9 protein-coding genes are annotated in these 18,994 nt (G+C 73.9%); 2 read left to right on the top strand and 7 right to left on the bottom strand.

Going from position 1 to position 18,994, the window contains the following annotated elements; all coding sequences use genetic code 11:
• Positions 1-9: 9 nt before the first annotated feature.
• The 3 genes from ACERM0_RS07460 to ACERM0_RS07450 all read right to left on the bottom strand — a co-directional run bounded on the left by ACERM0_RS07460 (position 10) and on the right by ACERM0_RS07450 (position 2,900).
• Positions 10-1,188: an aminotransferase class I/II-fold pyridoxal phosphate-dependent enzyme gene (locus ACERM0_RS07460; RefSeq protein ID WP_373677930.1), complete on the bottom strand. Its 1,179-nt coding sequence runs from the start codon at positions 1,186-1,188 to the stop codon at positions 10-12.
• On the bottom strand, positions 1,185-1,850 hold the full coding sequence (locus ACERM0_RS07455) for a TetR/AcrR family transcriptional regulator (RefSeq protein ID WP_373677929.1): 666 nt from the start codon (positions 1,848-1,850) through the stop codon (positions 1,185-1,187). Before ACERM0_RS07455 ends, ACERM0_RS07460 begins: the two co-directional genes overlap by 4 nt.
• 75 nt (positions 1,851-1,925) lie before the next feature.
• Complete coding sequence (locus ACERM0_RS07450; RefSeq protein ID WP_373677927.1) at positions 1,926-2,900, bottom strand: acyl-CoA desaturase; 975 nt, start codon at positions 2,898-2,900, stop codon at positions 1,926-1,928.
• A gap of 147 nt (positions 2,901-3,047) precedes the next feature.
• On the opposite strand from ACERM0_RS07450, the gene ACERM0_RS07445 reads away from it, so the two are divergent.
• On the top strand, positions 3,048-3,866 hold the full coding sequence (locus ACERM0_RS07445) for an inositol monophosphatase (RefSeq protein WP_373677926.1): 819 nt from the start codon (positions 3,048-3,050) through the stop codon (positions 3,864-3,866).
• An 81-nt stretch (positions 3,867-3,947) separates the two neighbouring features.
• On the opposite strand, the gene ACERM0_RS07440 is transcribed toward ACERM0_RS07445, so the two are convergent.
• Complete coding sequence (locus ACERM0_RS07440) at positions 3,948-4,190, bottom strand: hypothetical protein (protein WP_373677925.1); 243 nt, start codon at positions 4,188-4,190, stop codon at positions 3,948-3,950.
• A 370-nt stretch (positions 4,191-4,560) separates the two neighbouring features.
• Here ACERM0_RS07440 and ACERM0_RS07435 point away from each other — a divergent pair, with 370 nt between their 5' ends.
• Positions 4,561-4,806 carry a hypothetical protein gene (locus ACERM0_RS07435; protein WP_373677924.1) on the top strand — a complete coding sequence of 82 codons (246 nt, stop codon included), beginning with the start codon at positions 4,561-4,563 and terminating at the stop codon, positions 4,804-4,806.
• 16 nt (positions 4,807-4,822) lie between these two features.
• On the opposite strand, the gene ACERM0_RS07430 is transcribed toward ACERM0_RS07435, so the two are convergent.
• From ACERM0_RS07430 to ACERM0_RS07420, 3 genes are all read right to left on the bottom strand, one after another.
• Positions 4,823-5,299: a MarR family winged helix-turn-helix transcriptional regulator gene (locus ACERM0_RS07430; protein WP_373677923.1), complete on the bottom strand. Its 477-nt coding sequence runs from the start codon at positions 5,297-5,299 to the stop codon at positions 4,823-4,825.
• 30 nt (positions 5,300-5,329) lie between these two features.
• On the bottom strand, positions 5,330-8,200 hold the full coding sequence (locus ACERM0_RS07425; RefSeq protein WP_373677922.1) for an AAA family ATPase: 2,871 nt from the start codon (positions 8,198-8,200) through the stop codon (positions 5,330-5,332).
• 92 nt (positions 8,201-8,292) lie between these two features.
• Positions 8,293-18,894 carry a hypothetical protein gene (locus tag ACERM0_RS07420; RefSeq protein ID WP_373677921.1) on the bottom strand — a complete coding sequence of 3,534 codons (10,602 nt, stop codon included), beginning with the start codon at positions 18,892-18,894 and terminating at the stop codon, positions 8,293-8,295.
• Positions 18,895-18,994 lie beyond the last annotated feature (100 nt).

Here is an 18,994-nt window from a genome sequence, read left to right as displayed (position 1 = left end):
CGACGACGGCTACGGCCGATGCTCGCGCGCGCGGAGGAGCCGGTCCAGCCCTTCCTCGAGCACGGCGTCGGGCTTGCAGATGGCCAGTCGCACGAGCGTACGCACCGGCCCCGGGTCACGGACGAACGCGCTGACCGGTACGGCCGCGACGCCGAGCGCCTCCGGCGCCCAGCGGCAGAACGTCTCCCCGTCGTCGTGGCCGAGCGCGGCGACGTCGAGGGTGACGAAGTACCCGCCGGCGGGGCGGTGCACGGGCAGATCGGCGGCCAGGAGCCGGTCGACGACGAGGTCGCGGCGGCGCCGGTGCCGCTCGCGGACACCGTCGTAGACCGCGTCCTCGGCGCCCAGGCCGACCGCGACGGCGTGCTGCAGCGGGGTACCGCCCGCGAAGGAGAGGAACTGCTTGGTGGTGCGCAGCGCCCGCGTCAACGGCGGCGCGGCGCACGCCCAGCCGGTCTTCCAGCCGGTGCAGGAGAAGGTCTTGCCGGCCGAAGAGATGGTGACGGTCCGTTCGCGCATGCCGGGACGCGTGGCCAGCGGCACGTGGCGACCGTCGTAGACGAGGTGCTCGTACACCTCGTCGGTCAGCGCGATCACGTCGTTCTCCACGCACAGCGCGGCGATCGTGTCCAACTCGTCGGGCAGCAGCACGGTGCCGGTCGGGTTGTGGGGGGTGTTGAGCACCATCGCGCGCGTCCGTGGGGTGATGGCGGCTGCCAGCGCGTCGAGGTCGAGGGTGAAGTGCGGCGGGCGCAGCGGGACCCGCACCTCCACCGCACCCGCGAGGGTGATGATGGCCGTGTAGGCGTCGTAGGTCGGCTCGAGCACGATCACCTCGTCGCCGACCTCGCACAGGGCGAGCAGGCTGGCGGCCATCGCCTCGGTGGCGCCGAACGTGACAGTCACCTCGGTGTCCGGGTCGTGGTCGAGGCCGTGGAAGCGCTTCTGGTGGTCGGCGACGGCCTGCCGCAGGGCGGGCACGCCCGGCCCGGGTGCGTACTGGTTGTGGCCCGCACGCATCGCCTGCGCCGCCGCCTCGACCATCGCCGCGGGCGGATCCTCGTCGGGGAAGCCCTGGCCGAGGTTGACGGCGTCGTGCGCGATCGCCAGCGCGGTCATCTCGCTGAAGATCGTCGTGCCGAAGCCCTGGAGGCGGGCGATCAGTTGCGGCTCGGGGCGCGGGATCATGCGGGATCCTCCTCGGCCGCGCTGGCGTGGCCACGCAGCCGGTCGTCGCGGAGGCGGGTCGTGGGTGCCGGGTCGAGGTGGCGCAGGCCGTTCCACAACAGATTCACGACGTGGGCCGCCACGACCTCGCGCGGCGGCTCGCGGACCTCCAGCCACCACTCGCCGACCAGGGCCACCGCGCCCACCAGCATGCGTGCGTACATGGGCGCGGTGTTCTCGTCGAAGCCCCGTTCGCCGAACTCGTCGACCAGCAGCCGTTCGGCGCGGACGGCCACGTCGTCGAGCACGGAGGCGAGGGTGCCGTCGCTGGCGCCGACGGGGGCGTCGCGGACGAGCACCCGGAAGCCGTCCTCGTGCTCCTCGATGTAGGCGAGGAACGCGTCGGCCGCGGACTCGGCGACGAGCCGCGGGTGGATCGCGTCGAACGAGCCGGCGATCGCACTGGTCAGCCGGCGGACCTCACGGTCGACGACGACCGCGTACAGGCCCTCCTTGCCGCCGAAGTGCTGATAGACCACCGGCTTGGACACACCCGCGCGGTCGGCGATCTCCTCGATGGCCGCACCCTGGTAGCCGCGTTCGGCGAAGACGGACCGTGCGACGCCGATCAACTGCTCGCGCCGCTCGGGCGCCGTCATGCGCACCCGCCTGACCGTGGTCACGCACGCCCCCTCAGCGCCGGCGATGGTCTGGCCCGGCACGCTACCCGCCCGGGGCGCGGCTACGCGCGGGCGCGACTACGCGCGGGCGCGGGCGCGACGGGTACGGCGCTCGAGTTGGGCCGTCGAGGGCAGCTTGATGTCACGCGCGAGCCGCAGCACCTGCAGGGTGCGGATCACGACCCACGACACGTCGAACTCCCACCAGCGCAGCCCGTGGCGGGCCGAGGCCGGGAACGCGTGGTGGCCGTTGTGCCAGCCCTCGCCGAAGCCGAGCAGGGCCATGACCGGGTTGTTGCGGCTCTCGTCGTGCGCGGCCCACGGGCGGGTACCGAAGACGTGGCAGATCGAGTTGATCGACCAGGTCACGTGGTGGAGCAGGAAGATCCGGACGAGACCGCCCCACAGGAAGCCGGTGAGCGCACCGGCGAACGACATCGTCAGCAGACCACCCAGCACGGCCGGCAGGAGGAAGGTGGCGAGGATCAGCCACGGGAACAGCCGGTTGACCCGCAGGATCGCCTTGTCCTTGAGCAGGTCGGGCGCCCAGGCCTGCTGCACGGTCTGCTCGGGCGAGACGAGCCAGCCGACGTGCGCGTGCCACAGGCCCTTGAGCAGACCTCGGAAGCCGTCCTCGAAGTCCACGTGCGGCGAGTGCGGATCGCCGGGCCGGTCCGAGTAGGCGTGGTGACGGCGGTGCGTGGCGACCCAGTCGATGACGGCGCCCTGGATGGCCATCGACCCGGCGACCGCGAACAGCACCCGGACCCACTGCGGCGCCCGGAAGCTCTGGTGGGTCAACAGCCGGTGGAAGCCGACCGTGATGCCCAACCCCGTGAAGACGTAGAAGCCGAGGAACAGCCCGAGGTCGACGGCGCCGATCCCGCGTCCCCACCCCCACCACAGCGCGGCGCCGAGACCGAGCAGGGGCAGCGCCACGATCAGCAGGATCGACAGCCGCTGCCAGCGCACGGCGCGGGGCGAGGCCAGTTCGACGCCACGGACGGGCGTGTCGGGCTCCGGAGCAGGACGGGACGCAGTGACGGAGGACACGCGGGCTCCCTCGGGGACGGGGGTCTGGCTACGAGAGAGTAAGTTACGGTGCCGTAGGCGTCGACGCGAACGGCCAGGCGTCCGTCGCCCACCGAACGGCCCCGACCTCGGCGGGTAGGGTGCCGACATCCCCCGCTGAGGACCGCCGTGACGCCGCTGCCCGCCGACGTGCGCCTGGTGATCGAGCATGCCCGTGGGCTGCTCCACCCCACGTTGGACGCGCTCGGTGTCGACCTGCGCCAGGCCAGCGGACGTGTCGAGGCGAGCGCGAAGGCGGACGGCACGCCGGTCACGGACCTGGATCACGAGGCCGACGAACGCCTGCGAGCCGCGATCGGCCGCGTGCTGCCCGGCCACGGGATCCTCAGCGAGGAACACGACACCGTGGTTCCCGATCGCGAGTGGTGCTGGGTCATCGACCCGATCGACGGGACCTCGAACTTCACCGCCGGATTGCCGTACTGGTGCGTCGCGGTCGCCCTCACCTACCGGGGTGAGGTGGTGCTCGGCGCCGTGGACGCCCCCGCCCTGTCGCGGCGCTACGAGGCGGTGCGGGGCGAAGGCACGCGTCGCGACGGTGCCACGGTCCACGTGCGCCGTCCCGTCGCCTGGGACGACGCCACCATGGGTCACGTCCCGGTCATGCTCACCACCGGCACCGCTCGGCGGGCCCGGCGGGCGGGTGTGGCCCTGAACCCGCGCGTGATGGGCTCCACGGCCCTGGACCTCGCCCTCGTCGCCGAAGGGGTGGCGGCCGCGTCGGTCGCGGTCGTCCCCCACGTCTGGGACATCGCCGCGGGCTCGCTGCTCGTCGAGGAGGCCGGTGGCATCGTCGTCACCCTGGAGGGCGACGACCTGCTGCCCCTGCGCCCGGGCGACGACCACGCGACGCTGCACGCAGCCACGGCGGCCGGCGGCGACCTCGAGGGTGTGCGCTCGCTGGCCAAGCGCCTGCTCGCCGACTAGGCCGCGCCGCCCAGGCATACGACGGCGACACCCACCGCCGAACGGCGGTGGGTGTCGCGCGAAGGTCGTTCGGAGAGCGGATCAGCCCTCGGTCTCCGTGTCCTCCATCGTGTCGCCACCGGTGGCGTCGTCGGTGGCGCCGGTGTCCTCGGTGCCGGTTTCCGCGCCGGTCTCGCCACCCAGGTCCTCGGTGCCGGTGTCCTCGGTCGTCCCGGTGTCGGTCGTGCCGGTGTCCTCGGCGGTGCCACCGTCGTCGCAGGCGACGCCCGCGAGGGCCAGGCCGGCGACCGCGGCGAGCGAGAGGAAGCGTTTACGGAGCAGCATGTGTCGATCTCCTTGGTCAGGGGTCCCAGCCGCGCGGCTGGGAGGTGCTTGGGGAAGCGTCACCCACCGGGCCGGTGAGGTGGTCGCGCCCCCGCCACCCTCCGGACGGTGACCCGGGCGGGCCGCTGGCCGGGGGGCGGTGTCCGGACGAGACCCGTTCGGACACGAGGCGGGAACCCCCGTTTCGGATGACCCCATGCTGACCTACGACCGCGGTCGGAGACAGGGGGCGGGTCCCGCCTCCCGGCCATGACCTCCTGGCCACGTCCGCCCGGACAGGAGAGGATGGTGCACCCGCCTGCCCGCCACGATTCGCGTCCCCGGTTGGGTACGGTCCGGTCCACGCCGAGTCGCCGACGCACGGGGCAGGATGCAGGACCGGTCCACGATCCGTCGCCCGTCACGCGCCATGTGGCTGGCCTGGGGGCTGGCCTTCGCGGGCGGACTCGCGGTGATGGTCGCCGCCGTCCTGGCGTTGCTGCACCCGTGCACGCGTGAGGGTGCCTGTACCGCCGACTCGCTCGCCCTGGCCGGCTACCTCGCGATGGGCGGGACCGCGACCGCCGTCACCGGCGGGGTCGGCTCGGCCGTGCTGCTGGTCCGTCGCCGGACCTGACCCGCCGGACCTGCCGTCAGGCGCGCGGTGCGTAGGCGTCCGTGTCCAGCCGGGCCACGATCGCCCAGCAGATCCGCTCGAGGTCGGCCACGTCCGCGGTGTCCAAGGCGTCGAACACGAGGGACCGGACGGCCCGGACGTGTCCGGGGGCCGCCGCGACGACCTGGGTGAACCCGTCCTCGGTCAGGACCGCGTAGGTGCTGCGGGCGTCGTCGGGTACCGGCTCGCGCACCACCCAGCCGCGGCGCTCCAGCCGCGTCACGACATGCGAGAGCCGGGACAGCGAGCAGTTCGCCTGCGCGGCGAGATCCCGGAGCCGCCGTGCCCGGCCGTCGGCCTCGCTGAGCAGTGCCATCACCCAGTACTCGAAGTGCGACAGGCCCGCGTCCCGCTGCAACTGGCCTTCCAGCGCGCCCGGCAAGCGCAGGAACACGGCGGCCAGCCCGCGCCAGGCGCGTTGCTCGTCGTCGGACAGCCACGGCGTCGCATCCATGGCCGCACCGTAGCAACGTGCTCGACGCCGTCAGCCGGCCGGTTCGCAAAGCAGCTCGGGGCCCGGCAGGTCCCGCCGCGACGACACGCCGAGCTTGCGGTAGGCGTTCCCCAGGTGCCATTCGACGGTCTTCGGGGTTACGAACAACTCACGGGCGATGGCGGCGTTCGTGCGCCCGCTCGCCGCGAGCCCGACGATCCGACGCTCCGACGGCGTCAGTGCGGGGAGTCCCTCGAGCGGGCGCGGCGGGCGGTACCGGCCGCCGGCACCCCGCAACTCCCGCCGTGCCCGCTCACGCAGCGGGACGGCGCCGGCCCGCTCGGCGAGATCGATGGCCTCGACGAGCCGGCGGCGCGCGCCGGTGCGGTCACCGCAGCGGTGGAGCGCGACGCCCAGGTCGCAGCGGGCCGCCGCCTCGTCGAGGCGGGCGTGGGTACCGGCCAGCACGGCCACGGCCGCCTCGAGGTCGGCGATGGCGGCGGGGCCGGGTTCGGCGACCACGCCGGCCGTGTGCAGCGCCCGGCCGATGCAGCGCCCCGATCCGGTGCGGCGCGCCCGTTGCCGGGCAACCGCGGCGAGCCGCGTGGCGACGTCACGGCGTCCGAGACCGGCCGCGACGACCGCCGCGCGTGTCTGCCACGCGGAGACCACCGGGCTGCGCAGGCCGATGGCGTCCAACCGCGCGCCCGTCTCCAGCAGCAGGGCGAGCGCGGACTCGTCGTCGCCGTCCGCCTGGGCCAGCCGGCCGCGCACCTCCGTGACCAGGGCCGCCCCGAGGGCGTCCGTCGGGAAGGTGGCCGACTTCTCGACGACGGCGATGGCTTCTGCGAGCCGCCCGCGATCGAGGTGCACATGGGCCAGGACGGCCGCCGTCCACGAGGCATGGAGGTTCCAGCCGTCCTCGCGGCCCGACAGCGCGCGCTCGGCCTCGGCGCGAGCGGGATCGAGGTCACCTTGCAACCAGTGCAGGGTCGCGCGCCAGTGGCCCACGACCACCCGTGCGGCGCCACGGCCGCGGGTCGCCACGCAGGCGGCGGCAGCCGCCAGGCTCGCCGCCGCCCGCGGACCCGTCTCCGCAAGCACGAGCGCGGCGGCAGCGAACGCGTAGGGGACGCCGTGCGCACCGGCCGCCACCAGCGGATCGGCCGCGAGTGCCTGCTCGGCGGCGCGCACGACCCCTTCCGTGTCGGCACCGGTCGCCATGGTGAGCGCGGCGAGCCGGGCGGCCAGGGCCGGGTCGTCCGGCACGCGCGCCCGGCGGGCGTCGGCGAGGAGGCGACGCAGCCGCGGCGACGGCGGCGTGGTCGTGCCCCGGCCGAGTGCGCTCGCCACCAGCACGTCGGCCTCGAGTACGTCCCGACGCCCGTCGCGCTCGGGCAGGTCGCGACGCGCCGTGTCGGCGAGTTCGGCGGCCGCGTCGAAGGCCCCTCGGGCGAGGAGCAGCCGTCGCAGGTGGTCGCGACCCTCGTGACGACGCTCCACCGGCAGGCGGTCCAGGTGGCGGCGGAGCTCGTCCGTCGACGCGGTGTCGCCCCTGCCCGCCCGGGCCAGGGCGAGCTCCGCGTCGAGTTCGGCTCGGACGTCCGGGGCGGGCGACTCCCGAATCGAACGCTCCAGGAAGGCGACCGCGCCGTCGAAGTGCCCGCGCGCCGACGCCTGGGCCGCGGCACGCCGCAGACCGGCCACGACCCAGGCGTCCTCACCGGGTCGCACCAGCAGCAGGTCGTCACCGACGGCCGTGTCGTCCTCTCCATCGGCGTGGCGGAACTCGGCGGCACGCCGGTGAAGTCGGGAGCGCTCGAAGGCCGCCAGCTCGCCGAGGAGGGCGAGCCGGACCAACGGCACGCGGAAACGCAGCGGCTCGCCGGCGTGCAGCACCTGCCACGCCGCGAGCTCGTCCGCACACGCCTCGGCCTCGGCGGCCGCCAGCCCGGCCGTTCCTGCCGCCAGCCGCAGCGAAGGGTGCCCGCCCAGGACGGCGACCGCGTTCGCGAGCTCACGGCAGGCGGCGGGCAGGTCGTCGAGTGCGCGCAGCACCACCCGCCGGACCGGCTCCGGGGGTGCCCAGCCGTCCGGAGCGCTCGACGGCCCGGGCGCGGTCGGACCGAGGCCCGGCTCCAGCAGCGACCGCACCAGTCCGGGACGCCCGCCGGCCAGGGCCGTGATCCGCCCGGCGACCACGTCCGGTGGTGGCTCCGGCGTGCGGGCGATCATCGCGGCGACCTCGTCCGGGGTGAGGGGCCGGAGCCGCAGCACCGTGACGTCGGGCCGCCGGCACCAGTGGTCGAGCCGGGCACCGACGGCACCCGCGGCGACGGGACCGCGCGCCGCGACGATTCCGATGGCGCGTTCGCCGGCGCGAGCGGCCAGGTAGGTCAGGAAGTCCAGCGACGCCGAGTCGGCGTGCTCGAGGTCGTCGACGACCACCAGCAGGGCCGAGCCGGGGAAGGTCTCCGCGAGGTGGACGGTGAGCCAGAACAGGCCGTGCACGACGGCCGGCCCCGTGCTCGGCCCCGGTGTGGATGCGGACGTCCGCGACCACCACGGGAAGAGGGGCGCGGCGAGTCCGGCGGCGCCGCGCAGCAGGCTGACGGGCGACTCGGCGGCCCGCAGGGCCGGCTCGAGCAACTCGCGCACGATCCCGTACGACGGCGGCGCGCCCAGCGGCACCCCGCGAGCGCGCAGCACGCCGATGGCGCGGGTCGACGCTGCCTCGGCGGCGGCTTCCAGCACCGCGGACCGGCCGCTTCCGGCCGGTCCGTCGACGACCACCGTGGTGCCCGTGCCGCCCTGCAGCCGTTCGACCAGGCGATCGATGACGGCGAGCTCCCGCCGCCGCCCCACCAGCGGCGACGGTGTCGCGGCCGTCTGCCCGACGGCCGCCGTCTCACCCCTGCCCAAGGCCACGTCTCCGGCCCGACGGCGACGCCAGACCGGTTCGACCACCGAACCGGTCCCCCCTTGTCACGACGCTAGCAGTTTCCCCGCGGGGGTCACCGGCCGCGCCCGTTGCCGTTGCCCGGGTTGCCGTTGCCCGGGTTGCCGTTGCCATTGCCCGGGTTGGACGTACCGTCGTCGGCACCCGTGTCGGTGGACTGGTCTGCCGGCGGCTGCACCCCACACGTGGCGTTGTTGCCGGGATGATCCGCATGCGGCTGCCCGCGGTTCTCCGCCGCGTGTTCCTGGGTGACCAGCGCGAGTTGACGCCAGCCGGACGACGTGGTGTCGCTGGCCCGCCAGGCGCCGTCGGCCTCGGCGAGCAGGAGCAGCGCAGACTGGATCCCGGGGCTCGGCTGGCGCAGGATCCACCCGGCGCCGTAGGCCCCCTCACACGTCAGGAACAGGTTGTAGGAGCCGTAGAAGTTCAGCAGTCGGTCGCCCTCCTGCTGGCCCGGCCCGCCGGCGTCGGCCTGCAGGACGTCGCGCCCACGGCCGCCGTAGACGAGGTCACGGCCGTTGTCGACACCCCACTGCGGGCTGCGATCGACCGCCGGCGCCAGCGTCCAGGCCGCGTCCCACCACGAGGTGTCCGCGGTCCACCACGCCGCACCGGTGTGGACGACGTCGGTGAGGTGGGCGTCGAACGTGGGCTTCTTCACGTCGACGAAGTTGCGGCCGTTCCCGCCGTAGATGCGGTCGTCGCCGGGACCGCCCCAGACGATGTCGTCACCGTCGCCGGCGAAGATCACGTCACCGGAGGGATGCTGCTGCGTCCCGTCACCGGGACTGCCGACGATCACGTCGTTGCCCGGCCCGCCGAAGACGACGTCGCCGTCGCTGCCGCCGCGGATGACGTCGCCTGCGCCGCCCTGCCCGTCGAAGACGTCCACCTCGTAGACGAACGGCTGCTCGCGGAGGACCAGGTCGAGGAACCCGTCGTTGGTGCGGACGGCCACCGGCTCGGGGGCCTCCCGACGCCAGACGCGACCGTGGTCGCCGACCAGCGCGTTGCGTCCTGCCGTGGCCTCGATGCGGTCGTTGCCCAGCCCGCCGAAGACGACGTCGTCGCCGTCGCCGACCTGGATCGCGTTGCGTCCCGGCGCGGGCAGCGCCGACACGCCGGCACGGTCCAGCAGCCCGTCGTCCTCCCACATGGTCCGGATCTCGTCGGGCCGGCGCGCGATCCCGTCGTTGCGGGTCGCGAGGCGGTCGTCACCCAGTTCCGTGACGAGCCTGCCGGCCGCGTCCCGGTAGCGGATGGTGCCGTGATCGGCGAACACGACGTCGTCGCCGGCCCCGGTGGTGATGGTGTCGTCGCCGCTGCCACCGAAGGCGACGAAGCCGAGGGTGGCGTCGTCGCCGTCCAGGACGTCGTCGCCGTCGCCGAGGTTGACGACGAGCAGCCCGTCGGACCCGGCGTCCACCGCGACGCCGACCCGATCATCACCGCCGCCCGTGTTCAGCGTGGTGATCGTGCGCGGACCACCCTCCGGACGGTCGAGGTGCCAGTCGAGCGTGGTCGGGTCACCGTCGCGCCGGGCGCCGGTCACCTCGACGTGGTCGGCGTGTTCGTCGCTGGTCCAGACCGTGACGCCGCCGGTGAAGGTGCCCTGGGCGTCGTAGTGGATCGTGCCGTCCGCGAACCCGCGCAGGTGGTCGGCTCCCAGCCGTGCCGGTGACGTGGCGGTACCGGTTCCCGATGCCGCGTCGAGGTCGCTGACCATGAGCAGGTTGTCGCCGGTCCCCGCGTCGACGTCGAGGTCGCCAGCCACGGCCGCGAGCGTCCCGGGCAGGTGGGCCGGCGACGGCACGCCGGGGTCGTCCTGCCGTGGCCGGGGCTCGGTGCCGGGTTCCCGGACACGGTGGCCCGGGTCCAGCCCGTAGTCGGCTGCGTCGGACACGAAGACGCGGTCGTCGCCCTCTAGACCGCTGAGGCGGCTGGTCACCGCGGTCGTGCCGGTCACGTTGGCGACGTCCGCGCCGTCGGTCAGGGCGACGTGCAACAGGTCGACGTCCTCGAAGACGACCTCGCCTGGCATGCCGAGGCCGCGGACCACGCCGGGTGCGACCTCGACGACGTCCCCGAGCCCGTCGGGGCCGACGCGTGTGCCGCTGGCGTCGAGGTGGACGCTGACCGGCCGCCCCTCGGCGTCCTCGCCGCCGGAGACGCGCAGGCGGTCCACGATGCCCTCCAGGGTGCTGAGACCGTCGGGCACGTCGACCGTGCCGGCGGCCGCCCGGGAGCCGACCACCACGTCGTTGGTGCCGGCGGGCGCGACGACCTCGGTCGGGCCGGCGATCGCACGGACGGTGACCACGTCGTCGCCGGCCCCCGTGTCGACGGTGGTGACCGTCTCGATGGGCGTCGCAGTGGTGACGTCGTCGCGGAAGTCGTCGACGTCGTGCTCCGTGACGACGCCCTCCTCGACCGTGATGCAGGTGCGGTCGCGGCTGCCGTCGGGGAGGCGCCGCAGGTACTGCTCGTAGGGCGGTCGCACGAACGTGGCGGTGTCCTCGACCAGTAGCTGCTCGCTGCCCTGGCCGAGCAGCAGCGTCAGGTGGTCGAACTCGGCGTAGCGCAGTCCGGGCGGGAACGGCACCGGACCGTCCTCGGTCCGCACCTCGCCTCCCGGGTACAGCCCGAGGCCCTCGAGCCGGTCGCCGGTGAGCCGTCCGGTCACGTCCGCGGTCTCACCGGCGCCGAACACCACCAGCTCGTTGGGGGCCGGTGCGTAGCAGATGCGCCGCGGGTCGGGGGCGACGGTGGCGTCCTCGCCGGGCAGCGCCACGGGCTCCCGGGTGGCCAGCTCGAAGTCGACGCCGAGCTCGTCACCCAGGTCGCCGGCGAGCGTCACCGGCCCGCGAACACCCGTGAGCCGGCCGTCGGCGTCACCGACCAGGACGGTGGCGCCGTCCGGTCCGCCATAGGCCTCCATGACGCGTTCGGGGCTCGTGCCACGCACCCAGATCGCGTTGCGACCGCCGGTGCTGGCCGCCACCACCCGGTGGATCTGCCGGTAGGTCGCGTCGATGGCGCAGCTGACCCCGTCCTGGCCGGGCTCGCCGGGGACCCGGTCCACCGGCATCCCCTCGGGGAAGCCGTCGGACACGCCGCGGACGAGCACCGAGCAGACCGCCAACCCGCCGACCTCGGCGTCGGCCGGCTCGGCCCCGTCGAGCAGGTCGTCCGGGTCGACCAGGTCGAAGTCGTCCGGGTCCAGCCCGTCGTCGAGGAGGAAGCCGTCCGAGCCCTGCGTGCCGTACACGAACATCGTGTTGAAGCCCGACCCGCCGACGATGTCGACCGGTGCGTTCTCCACGTAGCGGAACACGTCGTTCCCGTCACCGCCCAGGGCCCGCACGGTGCCGTCGGCGATGAAGGCTCGCAGGACGAAGGAGTTGTTGCCGGAGACGCCCAGGAGGTTCAGCCCGGCCACGTTGCTGTAGACGCTGAACTCGTCGTTGCCGCGCCCGCCCTGGATGGTGGTCTCGTGGCTCACGCCCAGCGTCATCGGCCCCTGGTCGAAGACCGCGCGGGTGCGCACCTCGTCGTCGGGGCGGGCGAGGTTCGCCAGCGCGTTGTCGAACTCGCGCGTGTGCTCGAACAGTTGCCCGACCTGGAAGAGGTTGCCGCGCGTGCCGGCCCCGTCGCCACCGCGGATGGTGGTCCGGGTCGCGACGTCGTCGAGGTAGAACTCGTTCTCGCCGGCCACGCCGTGGACCTCGAGGGTGTCGACGTGGTGGTCGTAGGTGATGCGCTCGACGGGGGTGTCGGCACCGCCGGCCGGGTCGAACAGGGCGACGAAGCCGTGCTCGGCGGCGGCGTTCTGCCCGGCCTCGGGTGCCGGCTGGTGGGTCACCTCGTCACCGGGCGGCTGGGCGCGCAGCAGGAACGTGTCGGCAGCCCGGGTGCCGGTGACGACCAGCGTCTCCTCGGCGTCCGGGTTGCCCTCGACGACGATCTCCCGGTCGCGGGTGCTGACGTCCGTCTCGATGCGGTTGCCGTCCCCGCCGCCGACCCTGACGACGAAGCCGTCGGGCACGTCACCACGCAGGGTGATGTCGTCGCCGTCGGCGGCCGTGGTGTCCAGCCGGTCGGCGCCGTCGACGTTGAACTCGAGCAGGTTGCTCCCCGCCCGGATCTCACCGACCCCGAAGAAGGTGTCGCCGACGATCGGGCCGGTGGCGCCGGTGAAGTCGAGGTACGCGCCGCCGCCCGCGTGCGGTTGCTGGGTCAGGATCGTGCGGCCCCAGTTCCCGAGGAAGTCGTAGTCGACGCGCCCACCGCCGGCACGGACGTCGTTGTCGCCGCCGGCGAGGGTCACCGTGTCGCCGCCCTGGACGACGAGGGCGTTGGTCCCGGCCGACACCTGCACCGAGGAGCCACCGCCGTTGGTCACGACCCGGGCCGTCACGTCGGCGTCGATCCGGATCCGGTCGGCACCGGTGCTGCCGAGGATCGTCACGGGTGTGCCGCGCAGCAGCGCCGACGCGCTCGCCTCGATCGTGATGGCGCCCGCCACGGTGCCGTCGCGGCCACCGAGGTCCACGAGCACCTCGTCGATCTCGTCCGGATCGAACCGCAGGTCCCGGAACTGCGCCTCGGCCGGTGTCGAGGCGTTGCCGGTCCACGACACCACGACGTCGCCGGCGTCGCCCCGGATCCGGAACCGTTCGGCGCGGCCCGGCATCCGGTCGAGACGGTCCTGCCAGTGGTCGGGACCGGCGTTCAGCACGAGCTGACCCTCGTCGAGCTTGGCCGCCTGGTGCACCGCCGGGCAGCTCACGCCCGCCGCGAACCCGGGCCAGTCGCTCTGCCAGCTCCCGCTCCACACCTTGCCGCCGAGTACGTACGCCGCGGCGCTGAAGCCGAGGTCGGCCGTGAAGCGCACGCCGGGCCGGAACACGCACAGCGTGTTGGCCGCCGCGGCGAAGTCGCCGCTGCCGAACAGGCTGGCCACCCCGGGCAGGTAGTGGCCCTGCTGCACGAGCAGCACGTCGTCGAGGTGCATGCGGCCGTTCGTGCGCCGGGCCGGCGGGATGACGGGCGAGTCGGTGTACAGGTTCAGCCCCACGGACAGGCGCGCCTGACCGCCGCCGCGGAAGCGGGCTTCGGCCACGTTGAGCCCCGCCACCTTGATGGCGAAGTTGCCGTCGATGCCGGCGCCGAGTTCGGCGAACAGGGCGACGACCTCCTTGGGCCGGCCGCGGTCGTCCTTGGGCTCGATCAGGTACAGCCCGTACAACAGGTTGCCGCTGGTGATGCCGCGGGAGTCGTACCCGAAGCCGAGCGTGAGCTCGAGTCCGGCCTGGCCGGTCGCCTTGACGGTCAGGGAGCCTTCGAGGAAGGCGACGTCCAGCGCGAACAGCTGCCGTTCGAAGCTGCCGCCCTTCGCGATCCGTACCGACCCGGGATCGACCTCGACGAACGAGACCGGTTGGGCTGGCTCGCCGCCGGTGGCCAGCGTGACCAGGCCGATCGGGTCGTCGAAGACCGGGAAGCGGATGAGCCCGCTCGGCAGCCCGCTGGCGGTGGTCCCCGAGCCGCCCGAGCCACCGGAGCTGCCGGACCCGACCGAGCCACCGGACCCCCCGGAGGTGCCGCTGCTGGGCCGGCGGGACAGCTCGGCCGGGAAGATGTTCTGCAGCCGCTGCAGCACCGCGAGCAGGTCCTCGATCTCCGCGAGGTCGAGTTCGATCTCCGACCGGTACGTCGGCAGCACCTGCAGGTGGCCGAGCCCGACCACGCCGCTGAGCCCGCTGTCGGCGAGGTCGTCCGCGATGAGCACGAGGTCGAGCAGGGCCAGCAGCAGTTGCAGGCCGGGCTGACCCGCGGCGCCGATCTGGACCAGGTCGCGAACCGACTGGTCGATGGTCGGGATCGTGTAGTCCAGCCCGCCGCGCACGGGACCGAAGTCGACCGGGTTGTGCTTGGCGATCTCGCGCAGGATCGGGTTGATCAGCTCCTCCGCGATCGACGACGCGTCCACGACGATGGGCGTGTCGGCAGTGCCGAGGGTGAGCGTCATGTCGGGCCGCGGGTCGAAGGGCGCCGTCACGACGTAGCGCTTCGGACCCCAGCCGAACTCGATCGGCAGGTGCACCTCGGGCACGTAGTCCAGCCCACCGGCGAACACGATCGGCAGCGAGGCCGCCATGTCGACGTCGACCAGCGGGGTCACCAGCCGGTCGGCCGGCGTGGCGCGGTTGGCGAGGTCGACCAGACGCAGCGGCGCGCCGCCGTTGAGCTGGAGGGCGAAGCCGCCGCCCGTGCCCTGGGGCCCGAGGGCGCCGCCCAGACGGATGCTCCCGTCGCGGACCGCGGCGAGCTCCACGCCGGCGACCCGCACCTGCTCGTCGAGGTCGTCGACGTCGAGGGAGGCGTACAGCTCGACGAGGTTGCCGCTGCCGCCGATGGTGTCGACGACGAACCCGTCCTGGATGTCGACCACCAGCGCGAGGCCGGCGCGGTACCCGACCGTGTAGTCCAGTTCGGTGTCGAGGCCGAGGTCGATGGCGCCGTCGAAGGCCAGCCCGCCGTTCAGCGGCAGCGCGCCGGTCAGCTCCTTGCCGAACGCCACCTCCAGGCGGACCTGCGTGGCGGTCCCGATGGTGGTCGGCTGTCCCTGGGCGTCCAGCATGCGCAGGGTGACGCAGTCGCGCCCGACGAGCTCGGCACACACCGTCTGGTTGAGTTGCTGCTCCGCGTCGGCGACGAAGGCGGCACTGTCCGCGTCCGCCGCCTCCCACAGGCGTTCGACCTCGTCGGCGAGGGTGCGCAGGTCGCTGCCGACCGTCGCGGCATCCGTCAGGGCGTCGCCGACCAGCGGCAGGCCGGCGCCCAGCGTCGCGGAACGCGTCAGGGTGTCGCCGACGAACCGCGAGGTCTGGATGGCGCCGCGGGCGAGGGTTTCGAGGCTCAGCTCGATACGACCCCAGTCGATCGAGCTGCGCTCGACGGTCAGGCCGTTGCCGGCGAGCAGGTCGGCGAACGATCCCCGCAGTGCCAGCTCACCGCTGGGAACCGGCCCGACCGACAGGTTGGCGGCGAGCGTGCCACCGGGTGTGACCACCGCGTCCGGGGCCGGCAGCGCCGGCTGGCGCAGCGCACGCTGCAGTGCCGCGGCGGTGAGCTCCTCGCCGCCCACGAAGGCGCCGAGGTCGAGGGTCAAGCTCGGGTCGGCCTCCAGATCGCCGCGCAGGTTCACCGGCATGGGGCCGAGGTTGACGTCGCCGCGGACGTCGGCCGCCAGCCTGGCGGAGACCGACGGGTTGGCGCGGATGCGCGCCCGCTCCAGCGGGTCCTCGCCCTGGTAGGTGAGCCCGAACGTGGGTCGCCAGGTGAAGGACGCGTCGGCGGTGAGCGTGGCGCCGCCGTCGAGGGGCGCAATCGGCACCGGGAGGTCCGTCAGCCCCGGCAGGTCGAGCGAGAAGGGGTAGGTCGCCGACACGGACCGGCTCATGTCGAGCCCGAACTCGAGGGCCGCGTCCGTCGCCTCCACGGTCAGCGGCCCGTCGTCCAGCCCGGCCTCGCGCATCGCGCCGCGCAGGGCCGACGTCACCGTGGTCAGGCGCGTGGGGACGCGTTCGCGGATGCCGGCCGCGAGGTCCTCGAGCGCGGCCGGCGCGGCCGCCATGTCGGGCAGTCCGACGCCGGTGAAGGGCACCTCGACCGCGACCACGGCGGAACCCAGGACACCGGCCACCGATTCGAGGCTGCCCGCGAGCCCGTCGACGGCCGCGCGGGCGTCGAGGTGCTCCAGGCCGGCCCAGTCGCCGAGCACGATGGCGACGACGAGGTCGTCGTCACTGCGTGCGGCGACCCGGTCGGCGCTCGGCGCGGCGTCGTCCGCAACGCGGGCGAGCGGCCCGGAGACGTCCACCCCCAGCTCGACCGGGTTGCGGGCCGTCGCGACGACCTGGTTGTCGAGGTCGACGGTGCCGTGCACCGTCCCGATGACCGTCGGCGTGGCGATGACGTGCTCGAGCGCGTCGTCGTCGCCGTGCCGGGCGAGCTCGATCAGGTCGATGCGACCGGGGTCGCGGGCGAACGCGTCGTCGTCGGTCGGCTGGCGCAGCGCGACACCCAGCGCGGGCGTCAGCTCGATGGTGCCGTTCGGGACCGCGTCGAGCAGGCCGAGCCGCACGTCACCGTCCTCGACCGTGCCGTCGAGGTCGAGGTCGACCGTCAGCAGGTCGGTGCCGGTGGGTCGCAGCGAGACGCGGTGCCCGAACTGCACGGGAGACGGTTCGGCGGGGAGGTACTGCAGCGGCTGCGGGCTGGCGCCGCTCGCGGCCCGGACGGCGCTCGCGCAGGCCGAAGCGGTCCCGCCGTTGAGGGCGACGAAGTCGGCGACCGGGACCTGCCAGATCGCGGCGGCGGCCGCGCACAGCCGTTGATCCGTGACCGTGCCCGCAGCCTCGTCGTCGCCGCCGGAGGGCAGTTCGACCGTCGGCGGCGTCGCCCGGAGCGCCGCGTCGCAGGACGCATCGGCGGTCTCGCTGCCCAGCCAACCGTTGGCGCGCTGCAACGCGAGCAGCGACACGGACACGCCCTCGTCGTTCAGGGCACGGACGAGGCCCTGGCACAGTTCGCCGGCTGCGGGCAGGTGCCGATAGGGCGTCGCGTCGGCGGGCCGGTCGCTGCCGTCGAGCGCGAACGCCGCCTGCAGCTCGTCGTCCGTACGCAGGTCCAGGACGAGTTCGGCGGCCAGACGCACCTCGGCGCTCGAGCCGTCCCAGGTCACGTTGCTGAGGACGACGTCGAAGCCGGGCACCTGGCCGGCGTCCAGGCCGGGCACGGCGTCGACGAGCGACAGGTCGAGGTCGAGCGTCAGCGGCAGGTCCGACCATGCCTCGGGCTCGGCGGGCGCCGCGGCGGGGAAGGTGTGCTCCACCGTGACGTCCAACGGCAGCACGAGGCGGGTCGGATGCGTGTCCCCGTCGGTCGCCGTCTGCGCGGGGTCCCCGGCCTCGATGAGCAGTCCCGGGACCCCGGTGCAGTCCGCCGCGTCGAGCCATCCCTGCTCGCAGAGGAGCCTCGCCGTCGCCTGCGCGCTGAGATCGCCGCCCGCGTCGACCACGGCGCCGACGACCTCGTCGAGCTCCTCGCCGAGCAAAGCCGCCACGTCCACTGCGTCCAGCGGTGAGCCGGCCACGAGCGGCATCGCGCGTCCGGCGACCGGGTCCTCGCGCAGCGCGTCGAGCCACTGGACGACGCCTTCGATGGCCAACGTCACCGCGTTGGACGCCAACGTGTCGAAGCGGATCAGGCGGGCGTCGTCGAACGCCTGGCGGTGGGTGACGGCGAGGTCCACCGCGTCCGCGGAGGCCGTCACGGTGATGGTGAGCGGGTCGTCACCATCGGTCACGTCGTACGTGTGGGTCGTGTCACGGTCGGTGACCTCGAAGGCGTCGATGGTCAGCGTGCCGCCCCCCGTGAACGTCGGGGCGGTCACGACACCGTCGAGCTCGCACGCCGCAGCCCCGTCGGGACAGGACAGGCCGAGTGGCGCCTGGACGTCCAGGTCGGCGTCGACACCCGTCGCGGTGGCGTCGACGTAGCCGAGACGTGCGGCGAGGTCGTCGTCGTGGTCCACGAGCACGGCGATGGCCAGGTCGGTGCCGGCATCCAGGACGCGCGTGTCGGTCGTGGCGTCGCCGGCACCGTCCGCCATGGCGGTCACGCCGACGACCAGGCCGTTGCGCAGGCCGAGCGTGAGGTCGAGGTCGGGCTCCTCGACCAGGAGGCCGAGTTCCTCGACCGGAAGGGCGGGTTCGTCGACGACCGCGGCGGCAGCGTGCGTGTCGTCGAACTGCAGACGCAGGGTCCGGTTGCCGAACCCCAACGTGAGACCGACGTCTTCGATGGCCTCGGCCAGGCGCCGCTGGGTGAGCTCGTCGCCGTCCAGTTCGGCAGCCAGCGCCGCACGGGTCGGCAGCGGTGCGGCCAGCAGGTCGTTGAGGGCCCGCGGCGTCGACGTCGTGGTGAGCTCCACGTCGACCAGCGCGTGACCGTCGGGCAGCTGCAGGTCGAGTTCGGGGTCCTCGAGCAGGGCCGCCTCCATGGCGGCGGGCAGTGCGCCGTCCGGGCGGCTGCCGTCCCCGTCCAGTGGGGTCGTCACCGCCGACGCCGCGGTCCGCAGGTCGGCCAGCCACGTGCCGGCGAACGGCAGCTGCTGCAGGTCCGCGAGGTCCAGCGGCAGTGCACCGAGGTCGTCCGCCAGCAGGTAGAGGTCGGCCTCGGTCATCGGCACGGGCTCGGTCAAAGCCGGCGCCGGCTCGTCCTCATCGACGTAGAAGCCCTGGAACCGCAGCGAGGTCACGTTCGGTTCGACCGGCCCGTCGAGGGTCACCTCCCACGTCGTGCCGTCACCGGTCGCGGCGAACGACTGCACCTCGACGTCGCCGGACTCCTGCCCGTCCGCGTCGAGCACGGCCACCCGCGCGCCGGTCGCCGCCTCTTGCTCGCCGTCCTCGTCGGCCGGGCCGGCCGAGAGGGGCTTGGAGAACGTGACGCTCACCTGTTGGTAGCCGTCGGCGGTCGACGACTCGACGACTTCGAGATCGCTCGCCATCGCCCCCAGTACGAGGAACGTCGTGGCCGCCACGGCTGCCACGGTGCCTGCGGCGAGCACGATCCGTCGAGTCAGCATCGGCCCCTGCTCCTGTCACCCCTGGTGCAGGCGTCGGCCCACGCGTGACCGGCCCCTGCGGGCGCATGCCCGCGGCACGCGCCCGACCCCTGGCCGATGC

This window comes from Egicoccus sp. AB-alg2 (genome assembly GCF_041821065.1).
Lineage (GTDB): Bacteria > Actinomycetota > Nitriliruptoria > Nitriliruptorales > Nitriliruptoraceae > Egicoccus.
This window is presented reverse-complemented; position numbering and strand designations above follow the sequence as displayed.

Excerpts from the sequence above, each read along its gene's own strand:
- ACERM0_RS07460 (WP_373677930.1), bottom strand. The coding sequence starts at position 1,188 with ATGATCCCGCGCCCCGAGCCGCAACTGATCGCCCGCCTCCAGGGCTTC.
- ACERM0_RS07440 (WP_373677925.1), bottom strand. The coding sequence starts at position 4,190 with ATGCTGCTCCGTAAACGCTTCCTCTCGCTCGCCGCGGTCGCCGGCCTG.
- ACERM0_RS07435 (WP_373677924.1), top strand. The coding sequence starts at position 4,561 with ATGCAGGACCGGTCCACGATCCGTCGCCCGTCACGCGCCATGTGGCTG.
- ACERM0_RS07430 (WP_373677923.1), bottom strand. The coding sequence starts at position 5,299 with ATGGATGCGACGCCGTGGCTGTCCGACGACGAGCAACGCGCCTGGCGC.
- ACERM0_RS07420 (WP_373677921.1), bottom strand. The coding sequence starts at position 18,894 with ATGCTGACTCGACGGATCGTGCTCGCCGCAGGCACCGTGGCAGCCGTG.